General features: G+C 46.9%; 14 protein-coding genes and 1 pseudogene. 7 read left to right on the plus strand and 8 right to left on the minus strand.

Annotation, left to right across the window (positions count from 1 at the left end; translation table 11 throughout):
• Window positions 1-6: 6 nt before the first annotated feature.
• Window positions 7-1,461 carry a DEAD/DEAH box helicase gene (locus ICN47_RS00090; protein ID WP_216217897.1) on the plus strand — a complete coding sequence of 485 codons (1,455 nt, stop codon included), beginning with the start codon at window positions 7-9 and terminating at the stop codon, window positions 1,459-1,461.
• A 30-nt stretch (window positions 1,462-1,491) separates the two neighbouring features.
• On the opposite strand, the gene gluQRS is transcribed toward ICN47_RS00090, so the two are convergent.
• Entirely contained in the window at window positions 1,492-2,442 is a 951-nt protein-coding gene (gene gluQRS / locus ICN47_RS00095) for a tRNA glutamyl-Q(34) synthetase GluQRS (RefSeq protein WP_216217898.1), read from the minus strand.
• A gap of 3 nt (window positions 2,443-2,445) precedes the next feature.
• On the opposite strand from gluQRS, the gene dnaE reads away from it, so the two are divergent.
• The 5 genes from dnaE to ICN47_RS00120 all read left to right on the plus strand — a co-directional run bounded on the left by dnaE (window position 2,446) and on the right by ICN47_RS00120 (window position 9,022).
• A complete protein-coding gene (dnaE, locus tag ICN47_RS00100; RefSeq protein WP_216217899.1) occupies window positions 2,446-6,063 on the plus strand; it encodes a DNA polymerase III subunit alpha in 3,618 nt (1,205 codons plus the stop codon).
• A 536-nt stretch (window positions 6,064-6,599) separates the two neighbouring features.
• Window positions 6,600-6,899, plus strand: coding sequence for a hypothetical protein (locus tag ICN47_RS00105; protein ID WP_216217900.1), 300 nt, complete (start codon window positions 6,600-6,602; stop codon window positions 6,897-6,899).
• A gap of 12 nt (window positions 6,900-6,911) precedes the next feature.
• Window positions 6,912-7,454 carry a TolC family protein gene (locus ICN47_RS00110; protein ID WP_370626238.1) on the plus strand — a complete coding sequence of 181 codons (543 nt, stop codon included), beginning with the start codon at window positions 6,912-6,914 and terminating at the stop codon, window positions 7,452-7,454.
• On the plus strand, window positions 7,451-7,933 hold the full coding sequence (locus tag ICN47_RS00115; RefSeq protein ID WP_216217902.1) for a hypothetical protein: 483 nt from the start codon (window positions 7,451-7,453) through the stop codon (window positions 7,931-7,933). Before ICN47_RS00110 ends, ICN47_RS00115 begins: the two co-directional genes overlap by 4 nt.
• 18 nt (window positions 7,934-7,951) lie before the next feature.
• Window positions 7,952-9,022 (plus strand): hypothetical protein, encoded by a 1,071-nt coding sequence (locus ICN47_RS00120; protein WP_216217903.1) that lies wholly within the window; start codon window positions 7,952-7,954, stop codon window positions 9,020-9,022.
• Between the two features lie 99 nt (window positions 9,023-9,121).
• Here the strand turns inward: ICN47_RS00120 and ICN47_RS00125 are convergent, their stop codons facing one another.
• The 3 genes from ICN47_RS00125 to ICN47_RS00135 are packed head-to-tail and all read right to left on the minus strand — an operon-like array spanning window position 9,122 to window position 11,813.
• Window positions 9,122-10,270, minus strand: coding sequence for a glycosyltransferase family 9 protein (locus ICN47_RS00125; protein WP_216217904.1), 1,149 nt, complete (start codon window positions 10,268-10,270; stop codon window positions 9,122-9,124).
• A 5-nt stretch (window positions 10,271-10,275) separates the two neighbouring features.
• On the minus strand, window positions 10,276-11,055 hold the full coding sequence (locus ICN47_RS00130; protein WP_216217905.1) for a glycosyltransferase family 2 protein: 780 nt from the start codon (window positions 11,053-11,055) through the stop codon (window positions 10,276-10,278).
• On the minus strand, window positions 11,052-11,813 hold the full coding sequence (locus ICN47_RS00135) for a glycosyltransferase family 2 protein (protein WP_216217906.1): 762 nt from the start codon (window positions 11,811-11,813) through the stop codon (window positions 11,052-11,054). Before ICN47_RS00135 ends, ICN47_RS00130 begins: the two co-directional genes overlap by 4 nt.
• Before the next feature lie 10 nt (window positions 11,814-11,823).
• Between ICN47_RS00135 and msbA the strand changes: the two genes are divergently transcribed.
• Window positions 11,824-13,587 carry a lipid A export permease/ATP-binding protein MsbA gene (gene msbA, locus ICN47_RS00140; protein ID WP_216217907.1) on the plus strand — a complete coding sequence of 588 codons (1,764 nt, stop codon included), beginning with the start codon at window positions 11,824-11,826 and terminating at the stop codon, window positions 13,585-13,587.
• Window positions 13,588-13,608: 21 nt separating this feature from the next.
• On the opposite strand, the gene rng is transcribed toward msbA, so the two are convergent.
• The 4 genes and pseudogenes from rng to rsfS form a co-directional block, all read right to left on the minus strand.
• Window positions 13,609-15,072 carry a ribonuclease G gene (gene rng, locus ICN47_RS00145; RefSeq protein ID WP_216217908.1) on the minus strand — a complete coding sequence of 488 codons (1,464 nt, stop codon included), beginning with the start codon at window positions 15,070-15,072 and terminating at the stop codon, window positions 13,609-13,611.
• Window positions 15,069-15,695 (minus strand): Maf family nucleotide pyrophosphatase, encoded by a 627-nt coding sequence (locus ICN47_RS00150; protein ID WP_216217909.1) that lies wholly within the window; start codon window positions 15,693-15,695, stop codon window positions 15,069-15,071. Before ICN47_RS00150 ends, rng begins: the two co-directional genes overlap by 4 nt.
• Window positions 15,688-16,131, minus strand: coding sequence for a 23S rRNA (pseudouridine(1915)-N(3))-methyltransferase RlmH (gene rlmH, locus ICN47_RS00155; RefSeq protein ID WP_216217910.1), 444 nt, complete (start codon window positions 16,129-16,131; stop codon window positions 15,688-15,690). The genes ICN47_RS00150 and rlmH overlap by 8 nt, the downstream gene beginning before the upstream one ends.
• A gap of 35 nt (window positions 16,132-16,166) precedes the next feature.
• A pseudogene (gene rsfS, locus ICN47_RS00160) lies at window positions 16,167-16,553 on the minus strand (ribosome silencing factor); the annotation flags it as partial.
• Window positions 16,554-16,584 lie beyond the last annotated feature (31 nt).

A 16,584-nucleotide genomic window follows, 5' to 3' on the forward strand; every position in this document is an offset into this window, starting at 1 on the left:
GTTACCTTGATAAATACTGATACTGAAATAACTTCCTCTACAGGGGCTGGCGAATCCGCTGCCCCTATTGACACTCCTGCAGCAACAATTACGTTTGCTGACTTTGGTTTAGATCCACTGATTCAAAAAGCGGTTTCTGAGCAGGGATACACCATCCCTACGCCCATTCAAGCACAAGCGATTCCGCATGTATTGCTCGGTAGCGACTTGATGGGCGCGGCACAAACAGGTACCGGCAAAACTGCCGCCTTTGTACTACCGATCATTCAAAAGATCCTGCGCCATGCCAGCAATAGCGCCTCGCCTGCACGTCATCCGATTCGTGCTCTGGTATTAACGCCAACGCGTGAGTTGGCAGTGCAGGTTGCTGAGAATGCGGCCAGTTATTCCAAGCACACTGATTTACGCACAGCTGTTGTCTATGGCGGCGTGGATATGAAAGAGCAAGTCGCTTTGCTGCGCAATGGCGTTGAGATTTTGATTGCTACTCCAGGTCGCTTGTTAGACCACATTGGTTCTAAAGTCGCGAATTTGTCTCAAGTAGAGTTGCTAGTGCTGGATGAAGCAGACCGCATGCTCGACATGGGCTTCTTACCTGACTTACAGCGCATCATTGATTTGATTCCCGCACAAAGACAGACGCTATTGTTTTCTGCGACTTTCTCGCCAGAGATTAAAAAGCTCGCACAAAGTTATTTACGCACTCCAGTAACGGTGGAAGTGGCTCGCCAAAATGCCGCCGCAGATACCGTGAAACAAGTAGTGCATATGGTGTCATCAAGCGATAAGCAGCGCGCTATCGTCAAGGTTCTAGAAAATCGCACACGTCAAGGTTTATCACGTCAGTGCATCATCTTTACCAATAGCCGCTTAGGTTGTGCCAAGTTATCCCGCGCCTTAGAGCGTGATGGTATTAAAGCTGGCGCAATTCATGGAGATAAGAGCCAGGGTGAGCGTACTTTGACTTTAGAGGCATTTAAATCTGGTGCGATTGAAGCGTTGGTAGCAACCGATGTGGCTGCTCGCGGACTCGATATTCCGGATATGCCTTGTGTGATTAATCACGAATTGCCATATAACGCTGAAGACTTTATTCACCGTATTGGTAGAACGGGTCGTGCTGGTAGTAAGGGTGATGCGATTGCATTGGTGGATGCCAGTGAAAAGCGCTTGCTCGACGATATTGAAAAACTGATGAAGCGTAAGTTGGATGTGAAGCCTTTGCCTGAAGTCAGTGGTGGAAGCTCAGGAAGTTCTTCTTCTAGTAGAAGTTCATCAAGTACATCTGCGCCAGGAAAAATGTCTGACCCATTTTTCTATAAGCCTTATGAACCAACTGTAGTTAAAGTTGCTGATGTGAATGCGAATTCGGCATCTGCAACGCCTGAGGCTAAAAAAGTGGGTATCGTTCCTGCTAAGCCTGCAGTGGGTGCCTTGCTTGGCGGCTTTAAGAAAAAATAAGAAATTGAAGTAATTACCCCTTAAAGGTAATTACGTTCCCCAAGCTTGAGTGGCGGCATGAAGCCACTCAGCAATGGTGATGTTCTCACCATCAGGTAAATCTCTCAATCCCAAATGTTTTGCTGCTTTGCGTAATTCTGCATGGGCTTGCGCATCAGTCTGTGTCTGAATTTGCGTAGCTAGAGTTTGTTTACTTAATTTCTCGCCATATTCATCTAAGACCAATGGCAAATGTCGATAATGCGGAGTCTTAAATTCCAATACGTTTTGCAAATGGATTTGTCTGCCGGTGTTGCTGAGTAAATCTTCGCCCCGCACAATGTGTGTGATGCCTTGCAGAGCATCATCGACGACTACCGCTAGTTGATACGTAAATAAACCATCGCTGCGTTTAAGAACAAAGTCACCTACTTGTTGGTTGAGGTTTTGTTGCTGGGCGCCAAGTGCTAAATCTTCAAAGGTGATTTCAGAATGTTGAGGCAGGGCAATTCGCCAGGCAGCTTTATTGCCGTTCAGTTCGTCAGTTGTGTAGCTTGTTAATTTCTCAGGTCGACAGGTGCCTGGGTAAACCATCTCTTGATTGCGTGGCGTATTGATTCCTTGCTGCGCTAAGGTGTTTGCAATGATTTGCCTTGAGCAGGTGCAGGGGTACAGTAATTGCAGGCTATTCAGACGCTCTAAAGCCGCTTGATAGCCTTCCTGCCGCCGGGATTGCCAGGTAATCTCCTCATCCCAATGAAGGCCGCAAGCAGCCAATTGCCCCTGAATTTGCTGGTCGGCCCCAGGAACACAGCGGGGGGTATCTAAATCCTCGATTCTAAGGAGCCATTGACCGCCATTTTTTTGGGCATCTAGCCAGCTTCCGAGGGCTGCCGCCAACGATCCCGCATGGAGTGGCCCGGTCGGAGAAGGGGCAAACCGCCCGCGGTAGCCGACTGGTTGGGAAGAGGGGTTTTTGAGCTTGGACACAGCTAAAATCATCTCATGGCTTCACCCCGTTTTGTACATCTTCGCATTCATTCCGAGTTTTCGATTACGGATGGAGTCGTGCGCATTGACGATGCCGTCGCTGCAGCCGTCAAGGATGAGATGGGCGCGTTAGCCCTGACCGATTTAAGTAATTTATTTGGTTTGGTCCGTTTTTATACTGCCGCTCGTTCTGGCGGCATTAAACCGATCGCTGGCGCAGATGTTTGGGTCAGCAACCCTCAAGATCCCGATCAGCCTTTCCGCTTATTGCTATTGGTACAAAACCATTCTGGTTATCTCAATCTGTGTCAGTTGCTCAGTAGAGCCTCTTTAGACAACCAAACCCGTGGCCGGGCTGAAGTCGATATGTCCTGGTTTAGTGAGCCTGCTGCCAAGGCAGAAGATAAAGCTGCTAAACGCACGCTTGCTTATGGTTTGATTGCACTCTCAGCTGGACGTAATGGCGAAGTTGGTGTGGCTTTATTGGGTAGTCAAGAAGATCAAGCCAGGCAGGCAGCCAAGCGCCTGGAAAAACTCTTTCCAAAATCTTTTTATATTGAAGTGCAACGTGGTGGCCATCCCCAGGATGAGCAGCACTTGCAGTTAGCTTGCCACTTGGCTGCCGAGTTGGATTTGCCGGTAGTTGCCACCCATCCCGTGCAGTTTATGCAAAAGAGCGACTTTATTGCTCATGAGGCGCGAGTCTGTATTGCCGAAGGTGAATTGCTCGGCAATCCACGCCGCCAAAAGAAATTTAATGATGAGCAGTATTTCCTCTCGCAAGAGGAGATGGAAAAGCGTTTTGCTGATTTACCAGTGGCTTTGGCTAACTCAGTTGAAATTGCCAAGCGTTGTAATCTCTCTTTAGTGCTGGGTCAACCGCGTCTGCCAGATTTTCCAACGCCTAAAGGCGTTACCTTGGATGACTATTTATTGGCGCAATCGGAGATTGGCTTGGCGCGTCATATGGAACGCAACTTTCCCGATCCAGAAGAGCGCGCTAAAGAACAGCAGCGTTATCACGATCGATTGGTGTTTGAGGTCAAAACGATTTCTCAAATGGGCTTTCCAGGTTACTTCCTGATCGTGGCCGACTTCATTAACTGGGCTAAAAATAACGGCGTGCCGGTTGGGCCAGGTCGTGGATCTGGAGCGGGTTCTTTAGTGGCTTACTCACTCGGTATTACCGACCTTGACCCCTTACGTTACAACTTGCTCTTTGAGCGTTTCTTAAATCCTGAGCGGGTGTCGATGCCCGACTTCGATATTGACTTCTGCCAGCATGGCCGTGATCGCGTCATTCAGTACGTGAAGGACAAGTACGGCAAGGATGCGGTGAGTCAGATTGCCACCTTTGGAACAATGGCTGCCAGAGCGGCGATTCGTGACGTGGGTCGTGTTCTAGAGCAGGGCTACAACTTCGTTGATGGCATCGCCAAATTGGTTCCAAATAAGCCTGGTCAATACATGACTATCGATTTGGCGAAGAAGGAAGAGAAGCAGTTAGCAGAGCGCGAAAAAAATGAGGATGAAGTTCGCCAATTGCTGTCTCTAGCAGAGCAATTGGAAGGAATGACTCGAAATGTCGGTATGCACGCTGGTGGTGTATTAATTGCACCCGGACGATTGACCGATTTCTGCCCACTCTACACTCAAGAAACCAAAGATCAGGATAGTAGCTCCGTCATTAGCCAGTTCGATAAAGATGACGTCGAAGCCATTGGTTTGGTGAAGTTCGACTTCTTGGGTTTGACAACGCTGACGATTTTGGCTGCGGCTGAACGCTGGATCAAAACCTTGCATGCCGATCGTAAAGATTGGAGCATTAGCGAGATTCAGCTCGATGATGAAAAAGCTTTTGATGTACTAAAGAAAGCTAATACCGTTGCAGTCTTCCAGCTAGAAAGTCGCGGTATGCAAGGTATGCTTCGGGAAGCAAAGCCTGACCGCTTTGAGGACATTATTGCGCTCGTGGCGCTGTATCGTCCCGGTCCAATGGATTTGATCCCAGACTTTATTGAGCGTAAGCATGGCCGCCAAAAGGTAGAGTATCCAGATCCGCGTATTGAGCCCGTTCTACGCGAAACCTACGGCATCATGGTGTATCAAGAGCAGGTGATGCAGATGGCGCAGATGATTGGTGGCTACTCATTGGGTGGCGCTGATATGTTGCGTCGTGCAATGGGTAAGAAAAAGCCAGAAGAAATGGCCCAGCACCGTAAGATTTTTAGTGATGGCGCCAAAGCGGGCGGTATTACCGAAGTTAAAGCAAACGAGATCTATGACTTGATGGAGCGTTTTGCTGGGTATGGATTTAACAAATCCCATGCAGCAGCATATGCACTTTTGGCTTACCAAACAGCCTGGCTAAAAGCGTATTACCCCGCTGAATTTATGGCGGCCAACTTATCGCTCGCCATGGATGACACCGATAAGGTGAAGATTCTGTATGACGATTGCTTGGCAAATCAAATCCGGGTGTTCTCACCAGACATTAATAATGGTGTCTACGTATTCACACCTCTACGGGCTCCAGATGCGGCGCCAGATTCTCCGATTAGCCATATTCGTTATGGGCTTGGCGCAGTAAGGGGTACTGGTGAAGCCGCGATTGAGTCGATCGTCAAAGCACGTGAAGCAGGCGGACCTTTTAAAGATTTATTTGATTTTTGTGCACGAGTTGATCGCCGGCAAGTCAATCGTCGTGCGATTGAAGCGTTGATGCGTGCAGGTGCTTTTGATAGCCTCTATCGCGACAGCGTTCCTGCTGGCGGTAATCTCTATGACATTCGCTCTACCTTGCTCGCTTCATTGGCAAGAGCGATTGAAGCAGCCGAGCAAGCAGAAGCATCGATTCATCAAGTTAGTTTGTTTGAAGTTGATGGAGAAGAGAATCGCCATCTTCCAGAATTAGTGCGTGAGCCGATCTGGTCTGAGAAAAAACGCCTGCAAGAAGAAAAGACTTCACTAGGTCTGTGCTTAACGGGCCATATGTTTGATGCCTATCGTGATGAAACCTCACACTTTATTCGTCAGCCACTGTCTAAGATTTCTGAAGGCAAAGATCAGCTGATTGCGGGCATTATTACTTCGGCACGCATGTTAACGGGGCAACGTGGCCGTATGATGATTGCCACTATTGACGACGGTACTGCAGCGCTAGAAGTCACGCTCTACAGTGAAGTCTATGAACCCAATCGTTCTTGGTTAAAAGAAGATGAGTTATTGGTTACCAAGGTAAATGTCACACCAGATAAATTCTCAGGCGGTATGCGAATTGTTTCTGAGGCAGTGATGGATATCACGGGTGCAAGGATGCGTTTTGCCCGCAATGTTCATGTCTGCATTGATACAGCTACCGACTTGAAGATGCTCAGATCTCAAATCGGACCTTATCTCATGACCAATCGCATCCGAGATCCAAAGTTAGGTCCCGCCGCTGCCCCAGTTCCTGGATCGAATGATTCTGTTAAAGGCTTAATGCTTACTGCAGCAGTCACCACCAGTGGCGGCGCCTGTTTAATGCAGTTCCCGGAAGAGTTGCGGATTTATCCAGACGATGCTTGTTTGCATAGCTTGAATCAGATCTTGACATCTAAGCAAAACAATCCTGTTCAGGTTCAATACCTTTAAGACTTGTTCGAGGGCGTAATTTTTCGGAGCAGTAAATCTTATGTCTAGATAAAAGCCGCAGTACTTACCCTTATTTTTTTTGCTAATCAGAAAAATTAATATGTTGAATAGCTGGGCATAGACAATAATGCATTTATCTCTCATTTTTATATAAAAAGTTGATTCATGGAAAGATCTTTATTTCATCAGCTAGGTTTTCTAACGAGCTTGCTGTTTGCGACTCTTTCTATGGCTCAAACCTCAGTAAATAACCTTCGAGAATATGCGCCTATTTCATTAACGCAATATCTTCAGGTTGTTAAGGAAAGCAATGCGCTTATTGGTAATAAGAGACTTGCAAAAGAAACGGCAGCAGCAATTAAAGAATCTCTTGCGATTTATCAGTTTAGGCCAAGCGTAAGTTATTTCAAAGGAGATTACTATCAGCAAGTTCCATATTCCCCGTATACAACACCAGCCTCTAACACCTATGGGGTTAAGTTTATCTTGAAGGCTGGGGAAAGAGGGCGGCTCGATCGGAGTTTGGGGAGGCTGAAATGGGGCGAAGTGAAGCAGAGTATCAGGCGACTGAGGCAGATATTCAGACAGTAGCCACCTTAAGTTACATCGATGCGTTAAGAAATCGTTTACTCTTTAATTCTTATGCTGTTGCTGCAAAAAAGATCGCTTCATTACCTCAGAATGCCCAAACAAAAGATTCTTCTCAGTTCTTAAAGTATTACGAAAGCGCCTACGCCAAAGATTTGCAGTTCACCGCATTAGCTCTATTAAATTACTCCGGCGGCTCCTTGAGTAATCTCCCGCTGCCTATTGGGAAATTAAACATCCCTCCGTAAGACTTTGACCCAATTCAACTTGTTAATCAAGCATTGATTAACAGAACCGACATTTTGATACTAAATGCAGCAATGAATTCGGCAGAAAAAAATATCAATATGGTTAAGGCTAATCGGAATTGGGATGTCCAACCTTTAGTTTCCTATACCACTACACCGCAATATAATTCGAGTGGGTTTACCTATACTCCGCAAAATGGAATATCAGCAGGGCTATTAATACCTATTCCAGTAAATAACTATTTACAGAACGCAGACATAGTGCAGGCTTCTAATCAAAGGGTTGGTCTTGAACTGCAGATAAAGGATTTAAAGGCGCAGATTGAAGTTCAGGTAATGCAAGCATTATTGCAATACGAATCAGCCAAATCTATTCTCGCTCAAGCGAATGAAGCTTTTAGCATCGCTTCTAAGGTTTCTGACCAATCTTCCTCTAAGGGGGTTATGGCAATTCGAGATAAAGAGGGTTCTTTAATTGATGCACAAACCAACCATGTCAAGGCATTGATTAATGTTTGGCATCAAACAGGTAATTACAGCGCTCCAAAAATATGAAACCGTTAATAACCCTTTTACTGCTAGTGGGTACTGAAGTATTAGCAGCCGCTCCACCGGTGATAGGTCCTGAGGGCCCCACTTCCGAGCAGATTAATGCCCAACACCAGGGTAAACTTTCCATTAATGCTGCCCTAGGCATTTCACAAAATGTAGCGGGTTCTAAAGTGGATGAGTATTCAGCTATGAATCCGGGTGCGAATCAAGCAAGATTCTTATTGAATACAGTCGCATCAAATGCCATCATCCAAGCACCCCAGTTAGGGGATCGAAATTCTGGCTATTTAAAAATGGTTAATCGGGACTCGGTATTAAATCATGGGAATAGAAAGGCCATAGAAACAAGGGCTCCATTCGCCTCAAATATAACGAAAAGTCAATTACAGGGAATGGTATTTTTGAAAGGAAATCTGAGTCCCGCTTATTTCGAAAATTATTTTAATCCTACATCAAACTCTACTTCCAAAATACCAAAATAATAATTAATAAAGTCTCGCATGAAAAAAATACCTGCAATCATATTCGTAACAACTAGTGTTATCGCATTAAACGCTTTTTCTCAGCCCTTGAAAGAGAGGCCAATGCTGGATCCTGTAGCCCCGCAACCTATTCCACAGCCGCTGTTAGTACAGCCGCTGTTAGTTATGCAAAAGGCAGTGGTGGCGACGGTCATAGAACAAGGAGCGAAGGGCATAGAACAAGGAAGCGAGCAAGAGAAAAGTATAGAACAAGGCGCTCAGCAAGAACAAATAAAAAGCATAGACCAAAACATTCAACAAGAACCAATAAAAAGTATAGAACAAGGTGCTCAGCCTGTAAACGGATTAATCCCAATTCCTAAACCGGTTGTGGGTAAACAAATTCTGGATCCTGTGGTCCCGCAACCTGTGCAGATTGGCGACCGGCAAGTAAATGGATTGTATGCACCTCCTCCACCAATTCTAGATCCTGCAACTTCTAAGCTATCTGAGTCTCCCAGAGTTCCGCAACCTAATCTACAAGCGCCGTTAATTCTCCAAGGGTCAGGTGTAGCAAATGGTATTGAACAAGCAATTCTCCCAGGGGCAGCTGTAAATGGTATTGAACAAGCGAGCGGACAAGTAGCAATTGCTGAACAAGGAGCCGAACAAGGAGCTCAGCAAGCAAAGCAAGCTGGCCAACAAGGAGCTCAGCAAGAGCGGCAATTATCAAGCCAGCTCAGGCAAGCCTCAGGCTCTGTAGCGCAGTCTATGAAAACCCAAGTAAATACGGTTCATGTGGATTCGGCACAAAAGGGCGGGAGCCCTTCAGAAAATTTAACTGGCCGCTCAAGTTCGACAATAAATTCCTCTGGTTTTTTACCGCTCCCCACGACCACCCCTGGTGAGAATTCATCTAACTCCCTAACCCCTTCTCCAACTATGAGTGCTAGTAGCGCTCCAGCTTTGAATGCAGGCAACACTGTAACTGGCGCCACAGTGACTGGAACTGTTAATGCTCCATCTAGCAATTCAGGTGTTAGTCCTAGTTCTAGCGCTGGTGGTAACCCTCCAATAAACATGAGTCAGCCCACAAATAATACTAACTAAGGATATTCTTGCCTCATAGGGAATCGATAACTTCTATCACCCAAAGGTAATGAGTATGAGTCTTCGGAGCCCGCCTGTTAGATGGCTAGCGTAGCATTATTATTTTTGGAGCGCTTGCCCTACAGCTGTAATTACCTGGCTAGGTTCAAGTAAGTCTAAGCACTCACTACGACTATCGGCGCGATCATCGCAACCCGCTTTACGGCAGGGAACACACTCACCAGGACCTTGTAGGATGGTGACATTACCAACGGTTTGAGAGCGGGCGCGTAATTGGTAGGGCTGCTCTCCAATAAAACCATTTGGCCAAGGGCCAAAATTGGTCGGTGGTGTTGCCCCAAATAGAGTAATCGTAGGGGTATTGCAGGCAGCGGCTAAGTGGGTGATTGAAGTATCAACGCCAATATAGAGGGCAGCGCTACGTAAGAGAGTGCCCGCCTGTGGAATAGATAACTTACCGGCAGTATCAATCACACTGTTCCGAGTCTGCTCATTGAGTAGCGACAAAATGTCGTGATTGAGTTGTAAATCTTGCTTGGCAGGAGATGCGCTCAGGACTACTTGTAGACCTTGCTTAACGAGCCACTCAATCAGTTGTTGCCAGTAAGCCAGTGGCCAACGTTTGTAAGCGGTAAGTGGTCCTGGATGAAGAACGGCGTAGGGTTGATTGAGTTGCCCGGCGATTACTGGTGTTAAGGGTTCACCTTCAGGAGGTGTGACAGAAATAGGTTTAGCAAATAGTTCGCTAGGATTTTTGAAGAATACTTCTAGTAAGCGTAATTTTTCTGCAATGACGTGTTGGGCAAAATAATCTACCGTTACGTTATGCATAGAAATGAACTTCTTCCAGGCATTTTGCTTTTCAGTCTTACTGTTTTCTTTGCCATCCTTACCCTGGGGATGACCACCTAAAACACCTACCCGCCTCAATGCGGCGACCAAGCCATATATGTAGGCGCGATCGCTAGGTTGTGTCACGATCGCCAGGTCGTAGCGCTGAAATAAGCGATTAAAGAGGGAAAGGTATTCTGCAAAACCGGGTCGATCGGAGGTTTCAATAATCTGCGCAATATCCGGATTGCCCTTGAGCATATCGAGCTTGCCGCGGTAACCTAAAAAGTGAAATTCCGCATCGGGCCAGAGTTCACGGGCTTTGCTAATTAAGGGGGTGGTGACAAGAACATCCCCAATTTGCCGGGTGGCAATGAACAATACTTTTTTAGGTTTGAGGGATGAGAATGTCGTCATGGCAATTACATTGCTTTCGCTTGAATCATGGCGCGGACTCGACGCGCATTTTCAGCGGCATTGGTTTGATCATGAATCTGATGAAAGAGATGTAAGACTTCAGTAGACCAAGAGCCAGATTTGCGTTTAATGTGATGGCGCTGCAAACGAAAGACAAAATCAGCATCCTCATGACCCCAGCCAGTCATGCTTTCATCAAAGCCATGGATAGCCTCAGCATCGGCTTTCCAGCAAGCCATATTGCAACCTTTAATACGTCGCCATACAAACTTTTGGTAATCACGCCAGGAGCCATTGCCCAGTTTGATTTTCAGGGGCCAATATTTATTGATGCCGCCACTAAGGCGATAGCTGAGTAATTTTTCTGCAAAACGTTTGAAGCTCCAGCTTGGCCATGTAAGCAATTGGGTGGTCAGGCTTTCATCTAAAAGGACGCGGCTACCGCTCACGAGATAACCCTTTTGGGACAGCGCTCGGTGTCGCGCCACAAAATCAGGCTGCACAATGCAATCACCATCTAAAAAGACTAAGTAGTCACCATGCGCTGCGGCAATTGCTTGATTGAGAATGGCGGTTTTACGAAAGCCCTGGTCTTCTTGCCAGAGATGGTGGATGGAGATGGGATGAGTTTGTTTAATGTGCTCAATCAGATTTTTAGTTTCTGAAGTGGAGCCATCATCGGCAATGATGATTTCAAAATCGGTATCGGTTTGAGTAGCAAGCGATTCTAGACAGAGCTTGAGTGCTTGTGGCCAGTTATAGGTAGCCAATAAAACCGAAATCATTTGCGGGCATCCTGATGGAGTTGCCACAATTTCATGTAACGATAATAGGTGCCTTGACCATTGGAGATTGCCAAAGCAAATCCTTGGGGGCCGTCTAAAAATCCTGCGCGCAAAACATAGGTGCGTACAAAAGCCCACATGCCATGAAGAACTGCTTTGAATGGGCTACTGGTTTTACCTTTAGCAAAAGCCTGTTCTGCGGAAGCTGTGGAATAGCGGTTGAGCTTATCGAGTACTTGCGCGTAGTTCATGAAGCTGTAATGCAACATGGGATTTTCAAGTTTGGCGACTTGACCATTAGGGATCAGTCGCTCATGCACTAAGTCATCTGAGAAACGGGCGGTCCCGCGTCTAAATAATCGGTCTACATAATCCGGGCTCCAGCCCGAGTGGCGAATAAAGCGTCCGCAGTACCAAGACAGACGGGGGATAGCAAAGCAGTCCACATGGGCCGAATGGTGAATGGCGGTCAAGATTTCGGATCTGAGCGCTGGGGTAAGTCGTTCATCGGCGTCCAGGGAGAGAACCCAGTCGCCGGTTGCCAAATCTAAGGCACGGTTCTTTTGGGGTCCAAAACCAGGCCAATCCGCTGGGTAAGCCAGCAGTGCGCCATGCTTAGTGGCGATCTCTAGGGTCCGATCCCTACTATTGGAGTCCACCACCACAATCTGCTGGGCAATCCCCTCCAGGGAGGCCAGACAATCGTCCAAATTGGACTCTTCATTGCGAGTGATGAGTATGACTGATAAGGTGGGCATAATTCATTATATGAATGCTCAAGACCGTACTACCCTAAATCGCCTAATTCAGTACCTCAAACCCCATATTGGGCTGATTATTGGCTCATTATTGGCTATGGCAATTGTGGCTGGCTCTGAAACATCCATTCCGGCTCTCATGAAGCCATTGCTAGATAGAGGTTTTACAGGGGAGCTCAATAACAAGCTTTGGCAGGTTCCGGTTTTCTTGGTGGGTTTGGCGGTGATCCGCAGCTTGGCGCAATTTTTCTCAAACTATTTGCTGACCCGGGTCATCAATTCAGTTCTCCTTAAATTACGTGAACAAATGTTCCATACTCTTTTGCGGGCACGGACCATTTTCTTCCAACAAAATTCTGCCTCCCATTTAATCAATGCTGTCGTCTTTGAGGTGAACAATATTTTGACCATCATGGGTGGAATGTTAATTAGCTTAGTTAGAGATTCTTTGACTGTGATCGGATTAATTGGCTACCTGATTTATTTGAACTGGCAACTCACGCTGCTTGTCTTAATTATTTTCCCCATCATTGCTTTCATCATGAGCAAGATCAATCGTCGCTTGCGCGCACTCAATCGTGAGCAGCAGACATTAACCAGTGAGTTGGCGTATATCGTCGAAGAGTCAGTAGCGGGTCACAAGATTGTCAAAGTGCATGGTGCAGAGTCTTATGAGATGCAGCGCTTTATGGAAAAGGCCCATCGTCTACGCCAATTTGCAATTAAGTCTGCTGTGGCAGGTGGCCTGAATCAACCGATTACCCAATTAATCGCATCAGTCGCCTTATCAGTCGTCCTGGTGATTGCCTTGATGCAGTCTGCCACCCAAGGCACTACCGTTGGTGGCTTTGCCGCCTTTATCACTGCCATGATGTTGGTGATTTCTCCCTTAAAACATTTGGCGGATATCAATCAACCTTTGCAGCGTGGTCTGACTGCTGCAGAAATGATTTTCTCGCTGATGGATCAACCTTTTGAAGAAGACGATGACCGTAAGCTCAATATGAAATCCTTAAATAAGGCGAAAGGCGGTATTCGCTTTGAGGATGTAGGCTTTTCCTATCAGCAAGAAGCAGGGCGCCAAGATGCCTTACGGGGCATTAATCTCAATATTGCACCGGGTGAAGTAGTTGCCTTTGTTGGACCATCTGGTGGCGGTAAATCCACTTTGGTAAATTTATTGCCGCGCTTCTTTAAGCCTACTTCTGGCCATATCTATTTAGATGACATGCCGCTGGAAGATATTGTGCTGGCTGATGTTAGAAGGCAGATTGCTTTTGTGAGCCAAGACGTCGTGCTCTTTAATGACAGTATTGCCGCGAACGTTGCCTATGGTGCTTTTGATGAAAAAGGCATTGACCGTGATCGCGTCATGAAAGCATTGGAAGCGGCTAATTTAAGCGCTCTTATTAGCGAACTTCCTGAAGGAATTGATTCCCTGGTAGGAGATAACGGTAATCGCCTCTCAGGCGGTCAACGTCAACGCTTAGCGATTGCTAGGGCGATCTACAAAAATGCGCCGATTTTGATCTTAGATGAGGCTACATCAGCGCTGGATTCAGAATCAGAGCGTCAGGTTCAGGATGCGCTAGACCGTTTGATGGCTGGCAGAACCACGCTAGTGATTGCGCACCGTTTATCTACGATTGAACATGCTAGCCGTATTGTTGTGTTGGAGCATGGTCAGATTATTGAAAATGGCTCGCATGAGGAGCTCATCGGAAAAGATGGCCTTTATGCCAGCTTGCACCGCATTCAGTTTTCAAACGGCTAAACAGAGACGCTCTAAGAGCAATTAGCTCAGAACAATATCGTATTGCTCTTGGCGGAAGCTACCTTCTGCCTGGAGCGTAATCGGCTTGCCGATAAAGTCACCCAGTTGCGCTAAGAATTGATTCTCTTCTTCGAGAAAGAGATCAATCACATCGGGCGCTGCCACGATCCGGAATTCACGCGGATTAAATTGACGATGCTCGCGCACGATCTCGCGCAAAATTTCATAACAAATGGTTTGTGCAGTTTTAACTTCGCCCTTGCCCATACAGGTGGAGCAGGGCTCACAGGTAATGTGGGCCAAAGATTCTCGGGTACGCTTACGCGTCATTTCTACCAAACCCAGGGTTGAAAAATCACTTACGGATGTACGTGCATGATCTCTCTCCAGATTGCGATTGAGTTCATGCAAGACAGATTCTTGATGATCTTTGCTAATCATGTCGATGAAGTCAATGATGATAATTCCGCCTAGATTGCGTAATCGCAACTGACGAGCAATGGCTTGAGCTGCCTCTAGATTCGTTTTAAAGACGGTGTCATCTAAATTACGGGCGCCAACGTAGCTGCCAGTATTGACATCGATAGTCGTCATCGATTCTGTTTGGTCAATCATGAGATAGCCGCCAGACTTGAGATCCACTCTCCGCCCTAAGGCTTTATTGATTTCTGCATCGACATCAAATAAATCAAAGAGTGCGCGTTCGCCTCGGTGCAATGTGAGTTTGCCTAATAAATTGGGCATGTAGAGATGAGCAAAGCCCTTAAGCTTGTCAAAATTCTCTGCAGAGTCCACGCGAATTTGGGTAGTCTCTTCACCTGCTACATCACGCAATACCCGTTCTGCCAAGCTCAGATCTTGATAGAGCAGGCTCGGGGCGGGGTGGTGATTCATGGCCTCGCGAATGTTTTCCCAGGTGGTGCGAAGGTAGTGCATATCGTGTTGCAGCTCTGTATCTGAGGCATCTTGTGCACTCGTGCGAACAATAATCCCGCCTTTTTCATCGGCTGCCATCAATCCCGCAAGGCGCGCCTTAATGGCTTCGCGTTCTTCCGGTTGATCAATGCGCTGAGACACGCCAATATATTTTTCGGTAGCGGTATCGCTGCCAGCAGGCGGTAGATACACAAGATTACGACCAGCAATGCTCAGTTGAGTGGTGAGTCGTGCGCCTTTAGTTCCTAAAGGATCTTTTAATACTTGTACTAAAACAGTTTGTCCTTCAAAGAGTAATTTTTCAATCTGAGCGCTAGGATTGTTCTGGGTGATATCGGCGACGTGCATAAAAGCAGTGCGCTCCAGACCAATTTCAATAAAGGCCGATTGCATGCCAGGTAAAACACGTACTACTTTTGCTAAATAGATGTTGCCCACAATGCCGCGTTGACGGGTGCGTTCAATTTGTAGCTCTTGAACGGCGCCTTGCTGAATTAAGGCGACACGCGTTTCTTGCGGAGTAATGTTGATGAGAATCTCTTCGTTCATATGCGGGTAACTTGGGCGAGATCGAGTAATTGGATGGTTTCAAATAACGGTAATCCCATGATACCGCTATAACTACCCCGAATCGAGGGGATGAAAGCGCCCCCTAATCCTTGGATGCCATAAGCGCCGGCCTTACCGAAGGGTTCGCCGCTAGCGATATACGCTTCAATTTGTATCGGGCTGAGAGTGGCAAATTGCACTTCAGAGACTTGCACCAAGCAAGTTGGCTGTTCTGTTGGGCTGAGTGTGATGGCTACTGCGGTGAGTACTTCATGGGTCTGACCGCTGAGCATATTGAGAATACGGGCAGCATCTGCAGCATCGCTAGGTTTGCCTAAGATTTCTCCTTCGAGGCTATTGGGAAGACTAACGGTAGTGTCGGCACACAAAATAGGTGCCCATGGTAGATGCTTCGTTTTCCAGCGAGCCAAGGCAGCAATACTTTTTGCCATCGTCACACGCTCTACATAGGCGCGGGCTTTTTCTTGTGGCAAAGGGGTTTCGATACTTTCGCTATCCTCGCCTGGATTGGGGGCTAGCATTTCAAAGCGCACCCCAATTTGTTTTAACAGCTCTTGGCGGCGCGGGCTTTGCGAAGCGAGGTAGATATAAGTGTTACTCACGATGGTAGGGGTGGCCTTGCAAAATGGTCCAAGCGCGATAGAGTTGCTCAACTAATAAGACTCTGGCCATGGCATGCGGTAGTGTGAGGCTCGATAGTCGCCACATAGCCTGGGCGTTTTCCTTAAGACTGTTATCGAGTCCATCTGCACCACCAATCAGAAAGGTAATATCAAACCCCTCTTGGCGCCAGTTGGCTAATTGAGTCGCTAGATTTTGGGTGCTTTGATCTTTACCGCGCTCATCTAGGGCAATAACTCTAGATCCCTTCGGAATAGCGGCAGCAATTTTGACGGCTTCCTTAGCGGGCGTCAGGTCTGGTTTAATTTCTTTGATATCAATACTGCAATCGGCAGGCATGCGTTTGACGTAGTCATGGGTTGCCGTAGCAACCCAATCTGGCATCTTGTGACCAACCGAAACAATGGTTAAGCGCATTGATAAATGCTGTGACTGAAGTGCAGGACGACTTATTCGTCGTCGTCTGGTTCGCTAGCTTTAACAAGCCCTTTTTCGCCAGCCAATTTCACACGGACAGGCTTAGCACCCCACATGCCTTCTAGTTGATAGTAGGAACGTAGCATCGGTTGCAAGATGTGGACAACTACGTCCCCACAATCTACCAGTACCCATTCACCAGTCTCAAGTCCTTCAACCGAAATCACTTCGCCACCTTTGGCATTGACTTCTTCTTTGACGGACATCGCTAATGAACGTGTTTGGCGATTACTAGAGCCGGTCGCAATGATGACGCGATCAAATAATTCACTTAATTTAGTGGTGTCGTACACGCGAATATCTTGCGCCTTAACATCTTCTAGGGCATCAATAATGACGCGTTGTAATTTTCGTAAGTCCATGGTTTCTCAGTAATATTTTTTGTATTTAGGG

It is taken from the genome of Polynucleobacter sp. AP-Latsch-80-C2 (assembly GCF_018882185.1).
In the GTDB taxonomy this organism is placed as follows: Bacteria; Pseudomonadota; Gammaproteobacteria; order Burkholderiales; family Burkholderiaceae; genus Polynucleobacter.